The 17,485-nt window shown below is 70.4% G+C and carries 13 protein-coding genes; all 13 read right to left on the reverse strand.

From position 1 onward, the window contains the following. Window positions 1-18 precede the first annotated feature (18 nt). The 13 genes from OG293_RS05400 to OG293_RS05460 all read right to left on the reverse strand — a co-directional run bounded on the left by OG293_RS05400 (window position 19) and on the right by OG293_RS05460 (window position 17,314). Window positions 19-1,413, reverse strand: coding sequence for a nucleotide pyrophosphatase/phosphodiesterase family protein (locus OG293_RS05400; RefSeq protein ID WP_405997611.1), 1,395 nt, complete (start codon window positions 1,411-1,413; stop codon window positions 19-21). After that, the gene (eboE, locus tag OG293_RS05405; protein WP_405997612.1) at window positions 1,410-2,579 is read right to left on the reverse strand and encodes a metabolite traffic protein EboE; all 1,170 of its coding nucleotides are present in this window, start codon (window positions 2,577-2,579) and stop codon (window positions 1,410-1,412) included. The genes OG293_RS05400 and eboE overlap by 4 nt, the downstream gene beginning before the upstream one ends. A gap of 12 nt (window positions 2,580-2,591) precedes the next feature. Further along, on the reverse strand, window positions 2,592-3,440 hold the full coding sequence (locus OG293_RS05410) for a TatD family hydrolase (protein ID WP_405997613.1): 849 nt from the start codon (window positions 3,438-3,440) through the stop codon (window positions 2,592-2,594). Next, a complete protein-coding gene (locus tag OG293_RS05415) occupies window positions 3,440-4,066 on the reverse strand; it encodes an EboA domain-containing protein (protein ID WP_405997614.1) in 627 nt (208 codons plus the stop codon). The genes OG293_RS05410 and OG293_RS05415 overlap by 1 nt, the downstream gene beginning before the upstream one ends. Next, the gene (locus tag OG293_RS05420) at window positions 4,063-5,007 is read right to left on the reverse strand and encodes a sugar phosphate isomerase/epimerase family protein (RefSeq protein ID WP_405997615.1); all 945 of its coding nucleotides are present in this window, start codon (window positions 5,005-5,007) and stop codon (window positions 4,063-4,065) included. Before OG293_RS05420 ends, OG293_RS05415 begins: the two co-directional genes overlap by 4 nt. After that, the gene (locus tag OG293_RS05425) at window positions 5,004-6,116 is read right to left on the reverse strand and encodes an SCO3242 family prenyltransferase (protein ID WP_405997616.1); all 1,113 of its coding nucleotides are present in this window, start codon (window positions 6,114-6,116) and stop codon (window positions 5,004-5,006) included. The genes OG293_RS05420 and OG293_RS05425 overlap by 4 nt, the downstream gene beginning before the upstream one ends. Next, window positions 6,113-7,228: an inositol-3-phosphate synthase gene (locus OG293_RS05430; RefSeq protein ID WP_405997617.1), complete on the reverse strand. Its 1,116-nt coding sequence runs from the start codon at window positions 7,226-7,228 to the stop codon at window positions 6,113-6,115. Before OG293_RS05430 ends, OG293_RS05425 begins: the two co-directional genes overlap by 4 nt. Before the next feature lie 91 nt (window positions 7,229-7,319). Then, window positions 7,320-11,009: a ThuA domain-containing protein gene (locus OG293_RS05435; protein ID WP_405997618.1), complete on the reverse strand. Its 3,690-nt coding sequence runs from the start codon at window positions 11,007-11,009 to the stop codon at window positions 7,320-7,322. Window positions 11,010-11,296: 287 nt separating this feature from the next. Then, window positions 11,297-12,301 (reverse strand): sugar phosphate isomerase/epimerase family protein, encoded by a 1,005-nt coding sequence (locus OG293_RS05440; RefSeq protein ID WP_405997619.1) that lies wholly within the window; start codon window positions 12,299-12,301, stop codon window positions 11,297-11,299. Between the two features lie 8 nt (window positions 12,302-12,309). Further along, entirely contained in the window at window positions 12,310-13,572 is a 1,263-nt protein-coding gene (locus OG293_RS05445) for a Gfo/Idh/MocA family protein (RefSeq protein ID WP_405997620.1), read from the reverse strand. A gap of 46 nt (window positions 13,573-13,618) precedes the next feature. Beyond that, window positions 13,619-14,665: a substrate-binding domain-containing protein gene (locus tag OG293_RS05450; RefSeq protein WP_405997621.1), complete on the reverse strand. Its 1,047-nt coding sequence runs from the start codon at window positions 14,663-14,665 to the stop codon at window positions 13,619-13,621. Between the two features lie 94 nt (window positions 14,666-14,759). After that, entirely contained in the window at window positions 14,760-15,794 is a 1,035-nt protein-coding gene (locus OG293_RS05455) for an ABC transporter permease (protein WP_405997622.1), read from the reverse strand. Continuing rightward, window positions 15,791-17,314 (reverse strand): sugar ABC transporter ATP-binding protein, encoded by a 1,524-nt coding sequence (locus OG293_RS05460; RefSeq protein WP_405997623.1) that lies wholly within the window; start codon window positions 17,312-17,314, stop codon window positions 15,791-15,793. The genes OG293_RS05455 and OG293_RS05460 overlap by 4 nt, the downstream gene beginning before the upstream one ends. Window positions 17,315-17,485 lie beyond the last annotated feature (171 nt).

The raw sequence follows: 17,485 nt of genomic DNA on the forward strand, positions 1-17,485 counted from the left end.
TTGTCAGTGGCGTCTGCTTCAGTGGAGACCAGCGAGTTGAAGCAGCAGGGACTTCACATCGGTGGCCGCGACGCGGCCGCTTACGGCGCGGGGGGTGGAGCACACAATGAGCGGACCTTCGTCATCGCTCGTGGGGAGGCGGCCGTGGCTGCCGCGAATAGGTGAGGGGTCGAGGGGCACGACCGCGAGGCGGTAGCGCATGCCGAGCTTCTTCCGGGCGATCGCCTTCGCCGCCTTCACGCGTACGTACGGGTCGAGGGGATCCATGAACAGCTCGGCAGGGTCGTAGCCGGGTTTGCGGTGGATCTCGACGAGTTGGGCGAAGTCGGGTGCCCGCGCGTCGTCGAGCCAGTAGTAGTACGTGAACCAGGCGTCGGGCTCCGCGACCGCCACGAGCTCACCGGAGCGGGGGTGGTCGATGCCGTGGCTCTTCTTGCCCTCGTCGTCGAGAAGCTGCTCGATGCCGTCGACGTCCTTGAGCGCCACGCGCGTTGCTTCGAGGTCTTCGGGCCTGCGTACATACACATGGGCGAGCTGGTGGTCGGCCACGGCGAAGGCGCGTGAGGCCATCGGGTCGAGGTACTCCATGCCGTCCTGCGTGTGGACTTCCAGAAGGCCGGCGCGGCGCAGGGCACGGTTGATGTCGACGGGACGGCTGACGCGGGTGATGCCGTACTCCGACAGGGCGACGACGGTGCGGCCCTCCTGGCGGGCGTCCTCCAGCAGGGGAGCCATCACCGCGTCGAGGTCGGCGGCGGCGCGGTAGGAGCGGGGGTCGTCGGGGCCGTAGCGCTGGAGGTCGTAGTCGAGGTGCGGCAGATAGCAGAGGGTCAGGTCCGGGTGGCGGGTGCGCATGAGGTGTCGGGTGGCGTCGACGATCCACCGGCTGGAGAGGATGCCGGCGCCCGGACCCCAGAAGTGGAAGAGGGGGAACGTGCCGAACTTCTCGGTGAGTTCGGCGTGCAGGGCCGGGGGCCTGGTGTAGCAGTCGGGTTCCTTGCGGCCGTCGGCGTAGTAGACGGGACGGGGGGTGACGGTGAAGTCGGTGTCGGCGCCCATGGCGTACCACCAGCAGATGTTGGCGACCGTGTAGCCGGGGTGGGCGCGGCGGGCGGCGTCCCAGATCTTGTCCCCGGAGACGAGGCCGTTGTGCTGACGCCACAGCAGGACGTCACCGAGCTCGCGGAAGTACCAGCCGTTAGCGACGATGCCGTGCTCGGCGGGGAGTGTTCCGGTGAGGAAGGTGGACTGGGCGGCACAGGTGACGGCGGGCAGCACGGTGGAGAGAGGGGCCTGCGAGCCTCTGCGGGCAAGGGACTTGAGGTGCGGCATGTGGTCGAGGATCCGAGGGGTGAGACCGACGACGTCCAGGACCAGAAGGGGGGTGGGTGCGGGGTGCGCGGCATCCGTCATGGCAGCTCCTTCAGTCCGAGGTCGGCCAGCAGGTCGCGGGCGAGAGTGAGTTCGGCGGCGATGCCGTCGGCGAGCTGGGCGCGGCTGCGGGGGCGCAGCTCGGCGGGGAGGGCCTGCCAGGTGTAGGTCTCGACCTCGAGGTGGCGGGTGAGCGGCTCCGGGCCGCCGACCAGCCGGGTCAGGGTGTCCTGGAGTACGGGAAGGGTGGAGGTGAGCGGCGGGGCGGGAGGGGCGTGGAGGGGGACGTGGAAGTGAGCGCGCCAGGGCGTGCCGTCGGGCAGCGCTTCGCCCGCGACGGCCTCGCCGAGGTCGTCGGTGCCGCGCAGTCCGGCGCTGGTGCGGGTGCGGGTCTGGTGCAGGAACCGCGGCTCGGCGAAGGCCGCCAGGGCGCTGCGCACCTCGCAGAGGTGGGGCTCCTGGGCGTGCAGCGCGGCCGAGAGCTGCACCTTGGGAATGCAGATGCCGGCCGCGGTCAGCGCGGCGAGAGCGATGCGTGGATCTTCGAAAGAGGTGGCGAGATGACAGGTGTCGATGCAGATGCCGATCCGGCGGGATCCGATCGTGCTCAGCGGTCCGATGGCGTCGCCGGTGGTTTCCACGATGCAGCCGGGCTCGGGTTCGACGGCGATACGCAGAGACTTGCCGGTGAGGTCCTCCAAGGCGTCGAGCCGTTCGCCCAGTGTGGCGAGTGCCGCGTTGGCCCTTTCCGCAGCGGTGCCGTCGAAGGGGGTGCGCCAGGCCAGCGGCAGCGTGGAGATGCTGCCTTCGGTGACATCGTCCGGCAGGAGGGCGGCAAGGAGCCTGGCCAGGTCGGTGGTGTGGGCCAGACGCTCCGGATCGGTCCAGTCCGGCTTGTATACGCGGTACTTGACTTCCTCCGCGCCGAAGCCCTCATAGGGGAAGCCGTTGAGTGTGACGACCTCCAGGCCGCGCCGGTCGAGTTCGCCACGCAGGCCGCGCAGGGCCGCCGGGTTGGTGATCAGGGAGTGCGCGGCGTCCTTGGCGAGCCACAGGCCGATGCCGAGACGGTCGCGGCCGAGGCGCCTGCGCACCGGCTCGCAGTGGTCGCGCAGTTGGGCGAGGACGCCGTCGAGGGTCTCGGCGGGGTGGACATTGGTGCAGTAGGAGAGATGGACGGTGGAGCCGTCCGGATGGCGGAAGCGCATGCCCTCGCCTCCTCATTCCCCGCCGCGGAGGATGGAATTGCCTTCGTGCAGGGACTCCGCCGCCGGCGTGTCGAGCTGAAGTCGGCCGCTGAGGCCGTAGAAGGCGACGGGGTTGCGCCACAGGACCCGGTCGACGTCGTCGTCGTCGAAGCCTGCGGCGAGCATGGCGTCGCCGACCCTGCGGGTCTTGAGGGGATCGCTTCTGCCCCAGTCCGCGGCGGAGTTCACCAGGACTTTCTCCGTGCCGTACGTCGTGAGGATCGCCACCATCCGGTCCTCGTCCATCTTGGTTTCGGGATAGATCGAGAAGCCGAGCCAGCAGCCGCTGTCGATGGCGTGCTTCACGGTCGTCTCGTTGAGGTGGTCGAGCAGGACGCGTTCGATGGGGAGCGCCGATTCCCGGACGACGTCGAGCGTGCGGCGCAGTCCGGCGAGCTTGTCGCGGTGCGGGGTGTGGACGAGTGCGGGCAGGCCGTGGTCGGCGGCGAGCTGGAGCTGGGCGGCCAGCGCGGTGTCCTCGGCGGGGGTCATCGAGTCGTAGCCGATCTCACCGACGGCGACGACGGAGTCCTTGACGAGATAGCGGGGCAGGGCGTCCAGGACGGGGGTGCAGCGGGGGTCGTTGGCCTCTTTGGGGTTGAGGGCGATCGTGCAGTGATGGGCGATGCCGTACTGGGCGGCACGGAAGGGCTCCCAGCCGAGCAGCGCGTCGAAGTAGTCGAAGAAGCTTGCGGGCGAGGTGCGGGGCTGGCCGAGCCAGAAGGCCGGTTCGACGAGTGCCCGCACACCCGCGTCGTACATCGCCCGATAGTCGTCGGTGGTACGGGAGGTCATATGGATATGGGGGTCGAAGATGCGCATCAGGACTCCTCCAACTGCTCGCCGGTCAGGGTCAGCACGCGATGGACGTCGGGGGGCACCTCACGGCCGGCGGCGGTGCGCTCGGCGGCGTAGTCGGCGAGCATCCTGGCCAGCTCGGCGTCGCCCGCGGCGCGTCTTGTCAGGCCGGCGGCGGCATCGACGGGGACTCCGGTGAAGAGGCACTTGAGGACGGCGTGCCGCCAGGCGTGCGGGTCGAGGTGGCGCGCAGCGTAGGGGCCGACGGCCGCCGCGACGAGGCGGGTGTCGTTGGTGCGCAGCGCGTCCTCGACGAGCGGCAGGGCGTCGGGGCCGTCGACGAGTCGGGGCAGCGAGAGGAGTACGGCACGGCGTTCGGCGGCGGTCCCCTGCTGGTAGAGCCGGGCCAGAGTGGCGCTGTCGGCGCGGGCCTCGGAAAGGAGCAGCGTGCGTACGGAGTCGGCCTGCTCCTGGCCGCAGTGCCGTCCGGCGGCGGCGAAGCGGAGCTCCCAGGCGGGCACGGCGTAGGGGGACAGCTCGTCCTCGGGTCTCGCGGCGGCGTGGGCGGCCTCGGCGAGGGCTTCGTCGAGCCAGGCGCGGGCGGCACCGGGCAGCCGGGCTTCGAGTTGCGTGCGGGTCGCCGTCGTCATGCCGGTGCTCCCTTCGGCGGGGCCGCCTGTGTGCGGATCCGTGAGCGGCGCTCTGAGCGGAACTGTGCGCGGAGGAATGCGAGGGAGGAGCGGGCGAGTTCGGGGCCCGCGTGGGAGTGCCGGGGCAGCTCCACGACGGTGAGTCCCCGGTAGCCGGTGGCCGCGAGGGCGTCGAGTACGGGCGGGAAGTCGATCTCCCCGTCCCCGAAGGGGAGGTGTTCGTGGACGCCGCGGCGCATGTCATCGATCTGGACGTGGCGCAGCCAGGGGCCCGCGTCGCGTACGCAGTCGGCGGGCGGCGCCGGTTCGAGGCACTGGCAGTGGCCGATGTCCAGGGTGAGCCCGAGGGGCTCGGGGTCGCCGAGGAGGCCGCGGAGGTGGTGGAAGTCGTCGAGGGTGGCGAGGAGGTGACCGGGCTCGGGCTCGATCGCGACCGGGATGCGAGCCTCGGCCGCGGCGTGCAGGACGGGGGTGAGGGACTCCTCGAGCCGCTTCCAGGCGAGGTCGGAGGAGGTGTCCGCGGGGGTGATTCCGGTGAAGCAGTGCACCGCGTGAGCGCCGAGATCGGCGGCGACCCGTACGGCGGTGGTGAGCAGGCCGGTGCGGGCGGCGCGGCCGTCGGGGTCGGGGTCGAGCAGGGACGGACCGTGCTTGCGCCGGGGGTCGAGGACATAGCGTGCGCCGGTCTCGACGGTGACGCCGAGACCCAACTCGCCCAGCCGCGTGGCCACATGGCGGGTGCGGGCGGCGAGGCCGGGTGCCAGCGGATCGAGGTGCATGTGGTCGAGGGTGAGTCCGACGCCGTCGTAGCCGAGGTCGGCGAGGAGGGAGAGGGCGTCGTCGAGGCGGAGGTTGGTCAGGCCGTTGGTGCCGTAGCCCAGGCGGAGAGCGGTGTGGGGGGCGTCGGGGGTGAGCAGGGTGCGGGGGGTGTGGAAGGTCACGTGGGGCTCACCTTCCGTGCGAGCTTGCGGGCGAGCGGGACGAGTCCCATCACCGCGAGGGCGGTGGCACCGGCACCGCTGCGGGCGGCCAGGGTCGCCTGGAGGGGGATCATGGCGCGGATACCGCCGCCGACGGCGCGTTGGGTGAGAGGCGGGGAGGGGTTGAGGGCGGCGTGGAGGAAGGGTGTTGCGGCGGTACGGGCATACGTGACGGCGAGGGCCGTGACGAAGAGACGGGCGGGGGTGAAAGGGGTGCGGGGGAGGCAGGTGCGCGTGGGCAGGGCGTGGCTCGCGCGGGGTGATGTTGGCGGCCTTCTTCGGAACCCGCCCCTTCCCGGAACCGAGGGCAGGCCCCCGGTCCCCGGTGCCGGGGCCCCCCGGCCTCCTCCGCCTCGTGAGGACCGGGCGGTGAGGGCCGCAAGCCCCAGGGCGGTCGCGAGCGCGCCGAGCGGCAGGGCCGTCGAGCCGCCCTGGACCTCGTGCCGCGACACGGCCGTGACCGCGTAGGTGTGCGCGGCCAGCGCCGCCGCGGACGGAAGCGCGGCGACCGTGCCCGCGGCACGCGTCGCCTCCCGGACACCCGCCGCCCGGGAGGCGGGGAGGCCCGATCCGCGGTGGGCGGCTGCTTGCGACCCGCGCGTCGCCGCCGCGCCCAGCAACAGATCCAGTGCCCTCGCCGTCGCCATCGCCGCGGGGCCGCAGGCCGTGTGCTTGAAGTGGAGGTCGTAGGACCAGACCGTCGCCGAGAGGGCCGTGGCGACTGTCAGCGCGGGGCGGCCCGCCCGGGCGGCGAGGCCAAGGCCCGAGGCTGTCAGCGCCACTGCCGCCGTGAGCGCGGCCGGAGCGCTGATGCGACCCGAGGGGATGGGGCGGTGGGGGCGGTCCACCGCGTCCTCCTCGCGGTCGGCCCAGTCGTTGAGGGCCATGCCCGCCTCGTACAGGCACAGGGATGCGCCGACCGCGAGAGCGGTGCCACGGTCGGGGCGCGCTCCCAGGGCGGCCGCGCCCGCGAGCGCATCACCCGGGACGGTGAACAGGGCGGAGATGCGCAGCAGTTCCGCCCACGCCCGCATGTAGTCGCGTGGGAGGAGCGAGGGAGGCGGCGTCATACGCCCTCCCGCAGTCGGCCGGCGAAGGAGAGCAGCGCCTCGTACTGCGCGGAAAGGCCCGCCGCTCCCCCGTCCGGATCCTTGAAGTAGAAGCCGAGGTCCGGCAGGGGCCCCGACAGTCCCGCTTCGTGGGCGCGGGCCAGCAGCCGTGCGAGGTCCAGGACCAGGGGCGCCGCGAGCGCCGAGTCGCAGCCCTGCCAGATCGTCTGGAGGATCATCCGTGAGCCGAGGAAGCCCTCGAAGGCGATATGGTCCCAGGCCGTCTTCCACTCGCCGAGCGCGGGTACGTCGTCGATGTGGACCTCACCCTGCGGGATATGCCCGAGGGTGTCGGTGAGGACGCGCTCCTTGCCCGCATTCTTGGCAGCAGCCGCGGCCGGATCGGCCAGCGCCGCTCCGTCCCCGCCGCCCAGCAGGTTGGTGCCCGACCACGCCCGTACGGACAGGGCGCGCTGCACGAACATCGGGGCGAGTACGGAGCGGAGCAGCGTCTGGCCCGTCTTGCCGTCGCGGCCCGCGTGGGGAAGTCCGCTTGCCGCGACGGCATCCGTCAGGGCGGCGGTGCGCAGCCCTGTCGAGGGGGTGAAGTTCACGAAGGGGCATCCGGCCCGCAGGGCGGCGGCCGCGTAGAGCGAGCTGGGCGGCAGACGTACGGCATCGGGCTCGGGGACGGGTTCGGTGGAGGAGACGTTGACGACGACGACCCTGGCCAGGCCGAGCCGCTCCCGGAATCCGGCCATGTCGGCGGCGAACGCGGCGATGAGCTCGTCGTCCGTGCGTCCGTCGCCGGGCTGAGGCCCGCCGGTGCGTATCTCGTCGTCGGCGGCGGCCAGTTCGCCGCGGACGGCGGATGCAAGACCGTGCGGAAGGACTCCGGCCGCGGCGAGCTCCTCCGCGCGCTTGGGCAGCGGGCAGTGGGCGGTGTCGTGACCGCCGAAGACCAGCGACGACAGGTCGGGCAGCCCGGATCCGGCGAACGGCACGGTCTCCGTCACCATTCCGCCCGGGGGATGGAGTCCGGCGGTGAGCGCCGCACATCCCGCGACGGCCGTGGTGGCCACGGACCCGCGTGCTCCGACGAACCAGACTCCGGTGCTTTTCTCTGCGGACATCGGACTGCCTCCCTGCCGTTCGGTGTGGTGGAGGACGGCGGGCGGGGGGTACGGCGCCTCCCCGCCCGCCGTCGTCTAGGAGGGGATGCGCCTAGGAGGGCAGTTCCCTCAGTTGGATGTTGCGGAAGGAGACCTGGTCGTCGGCGCCGTGGTTCTGGATGCCGATGTAGCCGTCCTTGAGGCTGCGGGCGGGGTCGGTGTTGGTGAAGTCGTTGATCTTCACTCCGTTGAGGAAGATCTGCAGGCGTTCGCCCTGGACCCTAAGCTCGTAGCTGTTCCACTGGCCGGGCGGTCGCAGGACGCGGTCGCGGGCCTTGAGGTCGGCCGACTGGAAGCCGTAGACCGAGCCGGTGGTGCGCTCGGGTGCGTCGGTCGCGTCGATCTGCACCTCGTAGCCGTTGTTCACGGCCGACCAGGGGTCGTCGGAGGCCGGGAAGCCCACGAAGACTCCCGAGTTGTCGTCGCCGGCAAGCTTCCAGTCGAGCGTGACGGAGTAGGACGTCAGCTCCTTGGCCTGGTACCAGAGCATGCCCATGCCGCCCTCGGTGCGAAGCTCGCCGTCGGCGACGGTGAACTTCCCGGGCCCGGCCTGCTTCCAGCCGTCCAGGGTCCTGCCGTTGAAGATCGGCCGGTAGCCCGTGTTCGGCTTGCAGTCGGCGCCCACCTGTCCGGCCGCGTAGCGCAGTCCGCCGAGCAGGTGCTGACGGAAGGCCGGTTCGGCGTACGACTCGTTGGTGTGGCCGCCGCCGGTGTAGAAGGCACGGCCGCCCTCGTAGGTCTGGCACCAGGCGATCGGGTGGTCGCCCTTCATCGTGCCGCCCTGATAGGTGGTTTCGTCGAGGGTGGCGAGGACGCGGGCCTGCTCACGGGGGTTGGTGCGGTAGTTGTACCACTCGTCGGTTCGTTCCCAGGCGTCGGCCAGGTGCGCGGTCGACGGATGGGTGTGGTCCTCGACCCGTACGGTCGCGGGCTGGATCTGCGGGTGCGACTGGAAGTAGGCGCCGACGAGCCCGCCGTAGAAGGACCAGTCGTACTCGGTGTCGGCCGCGGCGTGCACACCCATGTAGCCGCCGCCGGTGGCGACGTAGTTCTCGAACGCCTTCTGCTGGTCGGCGTTGAGTACGTCACCCGTGGTGGACAGGAACACGACGGCGTCGTAGCGGGCGAGGTTGCTGGTGGTGAACTGCGCGGCCTCCTCGGTGGCGTCGACCGTGATGTCGCTGGTCCTGCCGAGTTCCTTCAGGGCCGCGACACCGGCCGGGATGGAGTCGTGGCGGAACCCGGCGGTCCTGGAGAAGACGAGGACGCGCTTGGCGGTCCGGTCGGGTGCGCTGTGGGAGAGTTCGAAATCGTCCACGTCGTAAAGGGCTCCGGTGCCGCCCTTGAAGACCAGGAAGAGTTCGGTGGTCTTCTTCGGTACGGCTCGCAGGGGTACGTCGATGTTCTGGAAGGTCTCCCAGCTGCCGGTGACGGGCACGGGCGCGGAACCGAGGATCTGACCGCCGGCCGATCCGGTCCGTACTTCGAGGAATCCGCCCGCTCCGCCCGAGGAGACCCGTGCGGTGAGCTTCGTCGACCCGGTCAGATTGTACGGCTTGAAGGAGATCCAGTCACCGTTGTGGATGTCGCCGACGGTCCTGCCGCCGTTCGCGCTCGCCTTGTCGTAGATCTTGATCCCGGTGGAGCCGGTGAAGTGCTCGGCCTGCCGGTGGCGCGGCTGGAGCTGCGCATGGTCGTGGCTGGTGAGCGCGGCCTGGCCGCCGCCCCCGCCGTCGGTGTACTCGGCGTCGAAGACCCCGAAGATATTGGCGTTGGGGTCGTGGCCGCCGTCGGCGGAGGTCTTGATGGAGCCGGTGCAGCCGTTGGCGGAGGTGACGGGGTGGCCGTGGCTGTCGTGGCCGAGTATGTAGGTCACCTTCACCTTGGTGCAGTCGATGGTCCCGTCCTCCGGGTCGGTGACCGTGACCTTGAAGGGGATCTCGTCGCCGAAGGAGAACAGCCGGCCCTCGGCGGGGAGTTCCAGTGTCACCTTGGGTGCGGTGTTGCCCACCACCACATGCACGCTGGCGGAACCGGTGCGGCCGGTGGGGTCCTTGGCGGTGACGGTCGCCGTGTAGGTGCCGTTCTTCCTGTACATGTGGGTGGGGTTGGCTTCGGTGGATGTGCCGCCGTCGCCGAAGTCCCAGGCGTAGGTGAGGGCGTCCCCGTCGGCGTCGGAGGTGCCGGCGGAGGAGAGGGCGACCCGGAGCGGCGCCTTGCCGGAGGTCTTGCTCGCGGCTGCCTCGGCGACCGGGGAGCGACCGCCGGTGGCGTTCTCGATCCGGTAGAGGCCGGTGTTCTCGTCACCGCCGAACCAGGCGGTGCCGTAGTCGAGTACGTACAGCGCCCCGTCGGGTCCGAAGGCCATGTCCATGATCTGGGTGCCGGTCCACGGAACGGGGTTGATGGACTGGACCGCACCGTCCGCGCCCTGCTCGATCCGCTTGATCCAGCGGCGGCCGAACTCACCGGCGAAGAAGTCGCCGTCGTACGCCTCGGGGAACTTCACCGGGGAGGTGGAGGCCGCGTCGTAGCGGTAGACGGGTCCACCCATCGGGGACTCCGAGCCGGTGCCGAACTCGGGCACGGACCCCCCGTCGTAGGGGATCCAGGCCGGTTGCGCGGGCGGGAGGTCGACCAGTCCCGTGTTGTAGGGCGATTCGTTCTTGGGGGCCGCGCAGTCGAAGGCGGCTCCGGACGTTTTGGTCGCGAAGTCGTAGTCGACGTACGGGTTGTTCTTGCCGGTGCAGAACGGCCAGCCGAAGTTCCCGGGCTTGGTGACGCGGGCGAACTCGACCTGTCCTGCGGGACCGCGCTTGGGATCGGCTGCGCCCGCGTCGGGGCCGTAGTCGCCGACGTAGACGATGCCGGTCTTCTTGTCGACGCTGAACCGGAACGGGTTGCGGAAGCCCATCGCGTAGATCTCGGGCCGCGTCTTGTCGGTGCCCGGTGCGAAGAGGTTGCCGTCGGGTACGGAGTACGAGCCGTCCTCGCCGACCTTGATCCGCAGGAGCTTGCCGCGCAGGTCGTTGGTGTTGCCGGAGGTGCGGCGCGCGTCGTACGCGGGGTTGCGTCCGGGTCTCTCGTCGATCGGGGTGTAGCCGTCGGAGGCGAAGGGGTTGGAGTCGTCGCCGGTCGACAGATAGAGGTTGCCCTGCGCGTCGAAGTCGATGTCGCCGCCGACGTGGCAGCAGATGCCGCGGGTCGCCGGAATGTCGATGATCTTCTTCTCGCTGGTGTTGTCGAGGGTGCCGTCGGCCTTCAGGACGAAGCGCGAGAGCCGGTTGACCCCGTCGAACCTGGCGAAGTCCGCGGGCGTGCCACTATTGGGCGCATCGCCCGCGGGCGTGTTCAGCGGGGGCGCGTAGTAGAGGTAGACGAAGCGGTTCTGGCTGAACCCGGGGTCGAGCCCGATGCCTTGGAGACCCTCCTCGTCGTGCGAGTAGACGGGGATGGTGCCGACGACCCGGGTGTTGCCCGCGCTGTCGGTCATCCGCAGCTCGCCGTTGCGGGAGGTGTGCAGCACGCTGCGGTCGGGCAGTACGGCCAGCGACATGGGCTCGCCGGTCTCCTCACCGCCCTTGGCGAGGGTGACCTGCTGGAACGCTTCGGCGGCCACGGCCGGCTCGGGGTCCGCGGCGAGTGCGGTCCCCGGCGCGGTCAGCGCGAGCGACGTGGCGGCGAGAAGACTGCCGGTGAGGAGTGCGAGTGCCTTGCGGGCTCTGTGCCTTTTCCTGTGCACGAGTGTCCTCCGGTAGGGGCCGGGTCGACCCGGCGGGGCCGGCGTGCGGCCCTCGATCGCCGGGCGGGCGGGGCGTGGAACCGGCGTGCGCCGTCACACCGGGGACCACCTATGTCCTGTACACCTCATGGGACGGTAGTCGGGTTCATCCAGGACGGAAAGCCCTTGTGCAATGGGGAAGTTAAACTTTTCCCCGCCGCAGGACAAAGGCGAACCCGAGCAGCCGGGACCGGCCCGGCGGCGGATCGACCGCCGGGCTCGGACCTGTGTCAATGGCTCTCGTAGCGCTAGTCGCCGCCCCCGAAAGCGGCGTCGAACGACGCGGTGGGGGGATCGAAATCGAACCGTTTCAGATCGGCAAGCGCTTCCGGTGCGCCCACCAGCCGGTCCATCCCGGCGTCCTCCCACTCCACCGAGACCGGACCGTCGTAGCCGATCGAGCGCAGCATCCGGAACACGTCCTCCCAGGGGACGTCACCGTGCCCGGCCGAGACGAAGTCCCAGCCCCGGCGCGGGTCTCCCCAGGGCAGATGGGACCCGAGACGGCCGTTGCGGCCGTCGAGACGCATGCGCGCCTCCTTGCAGTCGACGTGGTAGATCCGCTCCCGGAAGTCGTACAGGAAGCCGACCGGGTCCAGGTCCTGCCAGACGAAGTGGCTGGGGTCGAAGTTGAGCCCGAAGGCCGGCCGGTTGCCGACCGCCTGAAGGGCCCGCTGCGTGGTCCAGTAGTCGTACGCGATCTCGCTGGGGTGCACCTCGTGGGCGAAGCGGACGCCCTCCGCGTCGAAGACGTCGAGGATCGGGTTCCAGCGTTCCGCGAAGTCCTCGTACCCGCGCGCGATCATCCGTTCAGGCGCCGGCGGGAACATGGCGACCAGATGCCAGATCGAGGAGCCCGTGAAACCGATGACGGTACGCACCCCGAAGGCTGCTGCCGCTCGCGCGGTGTCCTTGATCTCGGCGGCGGCCCTGCGCCGTACGCCCTCGCCCTCGCCGTCTCCCCAGATCCGGGCGGGCAGGATCGCCTGATGGCGTTCATCGATGATGCTGTCGCAGACCGCCTGACCGACCAGATGGTTGGAGATCGCCCAGCATTTCAGGCCGTACTTCTCCAGGAGCGCGTGCCTGCTGTCGAGATACGCGGGGTCGGCGAGCGCCTTGTCGACCTCGAAGTGGTCGCCCCAGCAGGCGAGTTCCAGTCCGTCGTAGCCGAAGTCGCGGGCGAGCCGGCAGACCTCCTCCAGGGGCAGATCGGCCCACTGGCCGGTGAAGAGTGTGAACGGGCGGGGCATGGGATCTCCTAAGCCTGTGCCTGAACCGATGTCTGTGCCGACGCCTGGTCCGAAGACCGAATCGGTGTCTGGACCGATGTCTGGACGGGCGTGTATACGGCGTTGCTCTCCGCGCTCGCCTCCACCGCGGCGAGCACCCGCTGCACCTGGAGCCCGTCCGCGAACGACGGCGCCGGATCGGTGCCCGAGGCGATGGCCTCGACCAGATCGCGGGCCTGGTGGGCGAAGGTGTGCTCGTAGCCGAGGGCGTGGCCGGGCGGCCACCACGCCTCCAGATACGGATGCTCCGCCTCTGTGACCAGGATCCGCCGGAAGCCGGAGGAGGAGGCGGGCTCGGTGTGGTCGTGGAAGGAGAGTTCGTTGAGCCGCTCCAGGTCGAAGGCGAGCGAGCCCAGTTCTCCGTTGATTTCGAGCCGCAGGGCGTTCTTGCGCCCCGACGCCATCCGGGTGGCCTCGAAGGAGGCGAGCGCGCCCGACGCGAGCCGGCCCGTGAACAGGGCCGCGTCGTCGACGGTGACGGCCCCGCGCCCAGGGCCTCCCGCCGCCGTGAGACCGGCCGCCGCTCCGGCGAGCAGCGGGCGCTCCCGTACGAAGGTCTCGGACAGGGCCGAGACTCCCACCACCGGCTCCCCCGCCAGGAACTGCGCGAGGTCCACGATGTGCGCACCGAGATCGCCGAGCGCCCCGGACCCCGCATGTTCGCGCCGGAGCCGCCAGGTGAGCGGGAAGTCCGGGTCGACCAGCCAGTCCTGCAGATAGGTGAAGCGCACATGGCGCAACGTGCCGAGCCGGCCGTCGGCGATCAGCCGGCGGGCGTACGCGATCGCGGGGACCCGCCGGTAGTTGAAGCCGACCATCGCCAGCCGGCCGCTCTCCCTGGCCCGTTCGGCCGCGGTGACCATCACCTCCGCCTCGGCGACGGAGTTGGCGAGCGGCTTCTCGCACAGCACGTGCTTACCCGCCTCCAACGCCGCGACGGCTATCTCCGCATGGCTGTCCCCCGGGGTGCAGATGTCCACCAGCTGCACATCGTCGCGGGTCACGAGGTCGCGCCAGTCGGTCTCCGCCGCGGCCCAGCCGTGTTTGGCCGCCGCTGCCCGCACGGCAGCGGCGTCACGGCCGCCGATCGCGGCGAGGACCGGCCGCAGCGGCAGGTCGAAGACGCGTCCGACGGTGCGCCACCCCTGCGAGTGGGCGGCACCCATGAACGCGTATCCGACCATGCCCACGCCAAGTGTCGGCGGAGCGGCCTCACTGTCCCTCTGTTCCATACGGGTTCCTCCTCGTCGGGTTGCTCAGTCGGGGCGGGCGCGCCGGTCAGCTGAAGCCGGTGGGCAGGTACTCGTCGACGTTGTCCTTGGTCACGACGGCGGAGTACAGCGTGAGAGAGGCGGGGATCTCCAGCTCGGACAGTCCGCCGACGCCCTTGCCCTGGCCCAGCGCACGGGCGAGATCGATGGCGGATGCGGCCATGGTCGGCGGATAGAGAACGGTCGCCTTGAGCACGCTGTTGTCCGCCTTGATGGCGTCCATCGCGGACTTCGCGCCCGCGCCGCCGACCATCAGGAAGTCCCCCCGCCCCGCCTGCGCGACGGCACGCAGCGCACCCACGCCCTGGTCGTCGTCGTGGTTCCACAGCGCGTCGAACCGGCTCTGGGCCTGGAGGAGTTGCGCCATCTTGGCCTGGCCGGACTCGACGGTGAACTCGGCCGCCTGGCGGGCGACCTTCTTGATGTTGGGATAGTTTTTCAGGGCGTCGTCGAAGCCCTGGGTGCGCTGCTTGGTGAGCTCCAGGTTGTCCATCCCGGCGAGCTCGACGACCTTGGCGTTCGGCTTGTCCTTGAGCTGCTCGCCGATGTAGTTGCCGGCGTTGAGACCCATGCCGTAGTTGTCGCCGCCGATCCAGCAGCGGTAGGCCTGCGGGGAGGCGAAGATCCGGTCCAGGTTGATGACGGGGATACCCGCCTTCATGGCCTGCAGACCGACCTGGGTCAGGGCCTTTCCGTCGGCGGGAAGAATGACCAGGACGTCGACCTTCTTGTTGATCAGCGTCTGGACCTGGCCGATCTGGGCGGCCGTGTCGTTCGAGCCCTCGGTGATCTCCAGGGTCACCTCTGAGTACTTCTTGGCGCGCGACTTGGCGTTCTCGTTGATCGCGTTGAGCCAGCCGTGGTCGGCCTGCGGCCCGGCGAACCCGATGGTGACGGCCTTGCCCGGCTTGTCGTCGGCGGCCGGGGCGTTGTTGGTGGCCGCCTCGGCCTTCTTGGGTTCGTTGCTGGTGCAGGCCGTCAGCAGAGCGCCGGCGGAGACCGCGGCGGTTCCGAAGAGCAGTCCTCTGCGGCTGGTGGCTGGGATTTCTGGCATGGCGGATCAACCCTTCAGCTGGGCGGTGCAGTCGGGTGGGGAGGGCGGGGAGCGTGAGGGTGAGGCGGTGGGCCGGCGGCCGGGAGCGGCGGGGTCAGGCCTCGCCGCCGCGCAGCGTGCGCCGCTGCACCAGGACGGCGGCCACGATGATCGCGCCCTTGGCGATCTGCTGGACGGCGCTCTCCAGGTTGTTGAGGGCGAAGATATTGGTGATCGTGGTGAAGACGAGCACACCGAGCACCGAGCCGACGATGGTGCCCCTGCCGCCGCTGAGCAGAGTGCCGCCGATGATCGCCGCGGCGATGGCGTCGAGTTCGTAGAGGTTGCCGTTGGTGTTCTGTCCGGAACCGGCCAGAACGATCAGCATGAAGGCCGCGATACCGCAGCAGAGTCCGGAGAGGAGATAGAGACAGAGCCGCTGGCGGCGCACGTCGATACCGGCCAGCCGGGCCGCCTCCGCGTTTCCGCCGACGGCGACGGTCCGCCGCCCGAAGGTGGTGCGGTTCAGCAGCAGCCAGCCGATGACCGTGACACCCGCGAAGACCAGCACCAGCGGCGGAATGCCGAGAAGGTAGGCGTCCTTGACGCCGAGGTCGAGCACGGATTTCACGGTGACGATCTGGGTCTTGCCGTCGGTGATCTGCAGGGCGAGCCCACGGGCCGCCGCGAGCATGGCCAGGGTCGCGATGAACGGCACCATCCCGCCGTACGCGATGAGCAGACCGTTGACGAGCCCGCAGCCCAGGCCGACGATCACGGCGGTGAACAGGACGCCGGCGAATCCGTACTCCTGTGTCGCCACCGTCGTCGCCCAGACGGAGGCGAGGGCCACGATCGCGCCGACCGACAGATCGATACCGCCGCTCGTGATCACAAAGGTCATGCCGACCGTGACGACACCGATGACCGACGCCTGGGTGAGGACGAGCTGAAGATTGCTGATGGCGAGGAACTCGTCGGGCTTGGTGATCCCGCCCACCGCGATCAGAACGGCGAGGACGCCCAGCAGCGAGAGGTTGCGGACATCGACGCGCAGTCCCGGCGGTTGGTGCCGGCTCCCCTTCTCAGGAGCGGTTTTCACCGCAGATATCGGTGCGTCGTGCTGCGCAGGAGAGGCTGGCTGCGTCATGTGGTCTGGCTCCCTTCCATCACAAGGTCGAGTACGCGGTGCTCGTCGAGCTCCCTGGCGTCGGCGGTGTGCACGACTCTGCCCTCGCGCAGCACCAGCACCCGGTCGGCGAGGCCCAGGACTTCGGGCACCTCGCTCGACACGAGAAGTACGGCGAGGCCTTCGTCGGCCAGCCGGCGGATCACGGCATACAGCTCGGCACGGGCGCCGACATCGACACCGCGCGTGGGCTCGTCGAGCAGCAGGACCCGGCAGCCGCGCAACAGCCACCGGGCCAGCACGGCCTTTTGCTGGTTGCCTCCGGAGAGCGTGCGGATCCGGGCGTCGGGATTGTCGGGGCGAAGGGACAGTTCCCTGGTTGCCCGCTGGGCCGCGATGCGCTCCTCCTTGCGGTCGAGCCAGCCGCCGCGGGAGAAGCGGGAGAGGCAGGAGAGGGAGACATTGCGGGTGACCGACTCCTGCATCAGCAGGCCCTGCGCCTTGCGCTCCTCGGGGGCGAGCCCGATTCCCGCCCGCACGGCGGCGCGTACGCTGCCGGGCCGCAGCGGGCTTCCGTCGACGAGGACCCGTCCCGCGGTGGGCCGTCGGGCGCCGTAGACCGTCTCCAGGATCTCGGACCGGCCGGAGCCCACGAGTCCGGCGAGTCCGACGATCTCGCCGGGCCGAAGCTCCAGGTCAACGGGTGCGAACTCGCCCGCCCTGGCGAGCCCTTCGACGGTGAGTACCGGCTGCCGGCCGGTGGCGTGGGTGGCACCGGGTCGCTCGGGGAAGACGTACTCGACGTTACGCCCGGTCATCATGGCAACGATGTCACGCGTGGGCGTATCCCGGGCGGGCAGGCCTAACGCGACCGCCCGGCCGTCCTTGAGGACGGTCACCCGGTCCCCGATCCGCCGGATCTCTTCGAGGCGGTGGGAGATGTGGACGACGGCGACCCCGTCGGCGGTCAGATCGCCGACGATACGGAAGAGATTGTCGACCTCGTCGGGGTCGAGGGCGGCGGACGGCTCGTCCATCACGATGAGACGTACCTCGTGGGAGAGCGCGCGGGCCATCGAGACGATCTGCTGCTGGGCCGCGGACAGATCGCCGACCTGGCGGCCGGGATCGATCTCGGGGTGCCCGAGCCTGGCCAGGAGGGCAGCGGTCGCGGACCGCGCTTCCCTGCCGCGTACGACGAACCCGGCCGAGACGGGCTCGTGTCCGAGGAAGACGTTCTCGGCGACGGAGAGCCCTTCGACAAGGTCGAGTTCCTGGTAGATGGTGGCGATGCCGAGCCGCATGGCGGCGATCGGCGACTTCAGCCGGACCGCGTCTCCGCGCCAGGTGATCTCTCCGTCGTCGGGCTGGTGGGCCCCGGCGAGCACCTTGATGAGCGTGGACTTGCCGGCGCCGTTCTGGCCGAGGAGACAGTGGACCTCGCCGGACTGGACCTCCAGGTCCACGCCGTCGAGGGCGCGGACGCCGGGGAACGACTTGGTGATGCCGGACATGGTGAGCAGGGGTGGTTCTGGTGCCATGACGAATCCCCTCGGCGGGTGCGGCCGGTGAGCGGGCAGGGCGGTTCCAGGTACACGTGCGGGTCGTGCGTGCGGGGCGTGCCTGTACGAGTCGTGCGTACGGTCGTGCGGTACTGGTCGTGCGTCTGGGTCGTGCCGGTACGGGCGTGCGTCTGGTCGTGCCGGTACGGG

This window comes from Streptomyces sp. NBC_00829, assembly GCF_045161795.1.
In the GTDB taxonomy this organism is placed as follows: domain Bacteria; phylum Actinomycetota; class Actinomycetes; order Streptomycetales; family Streptomycetaceae; genus Streptomyces.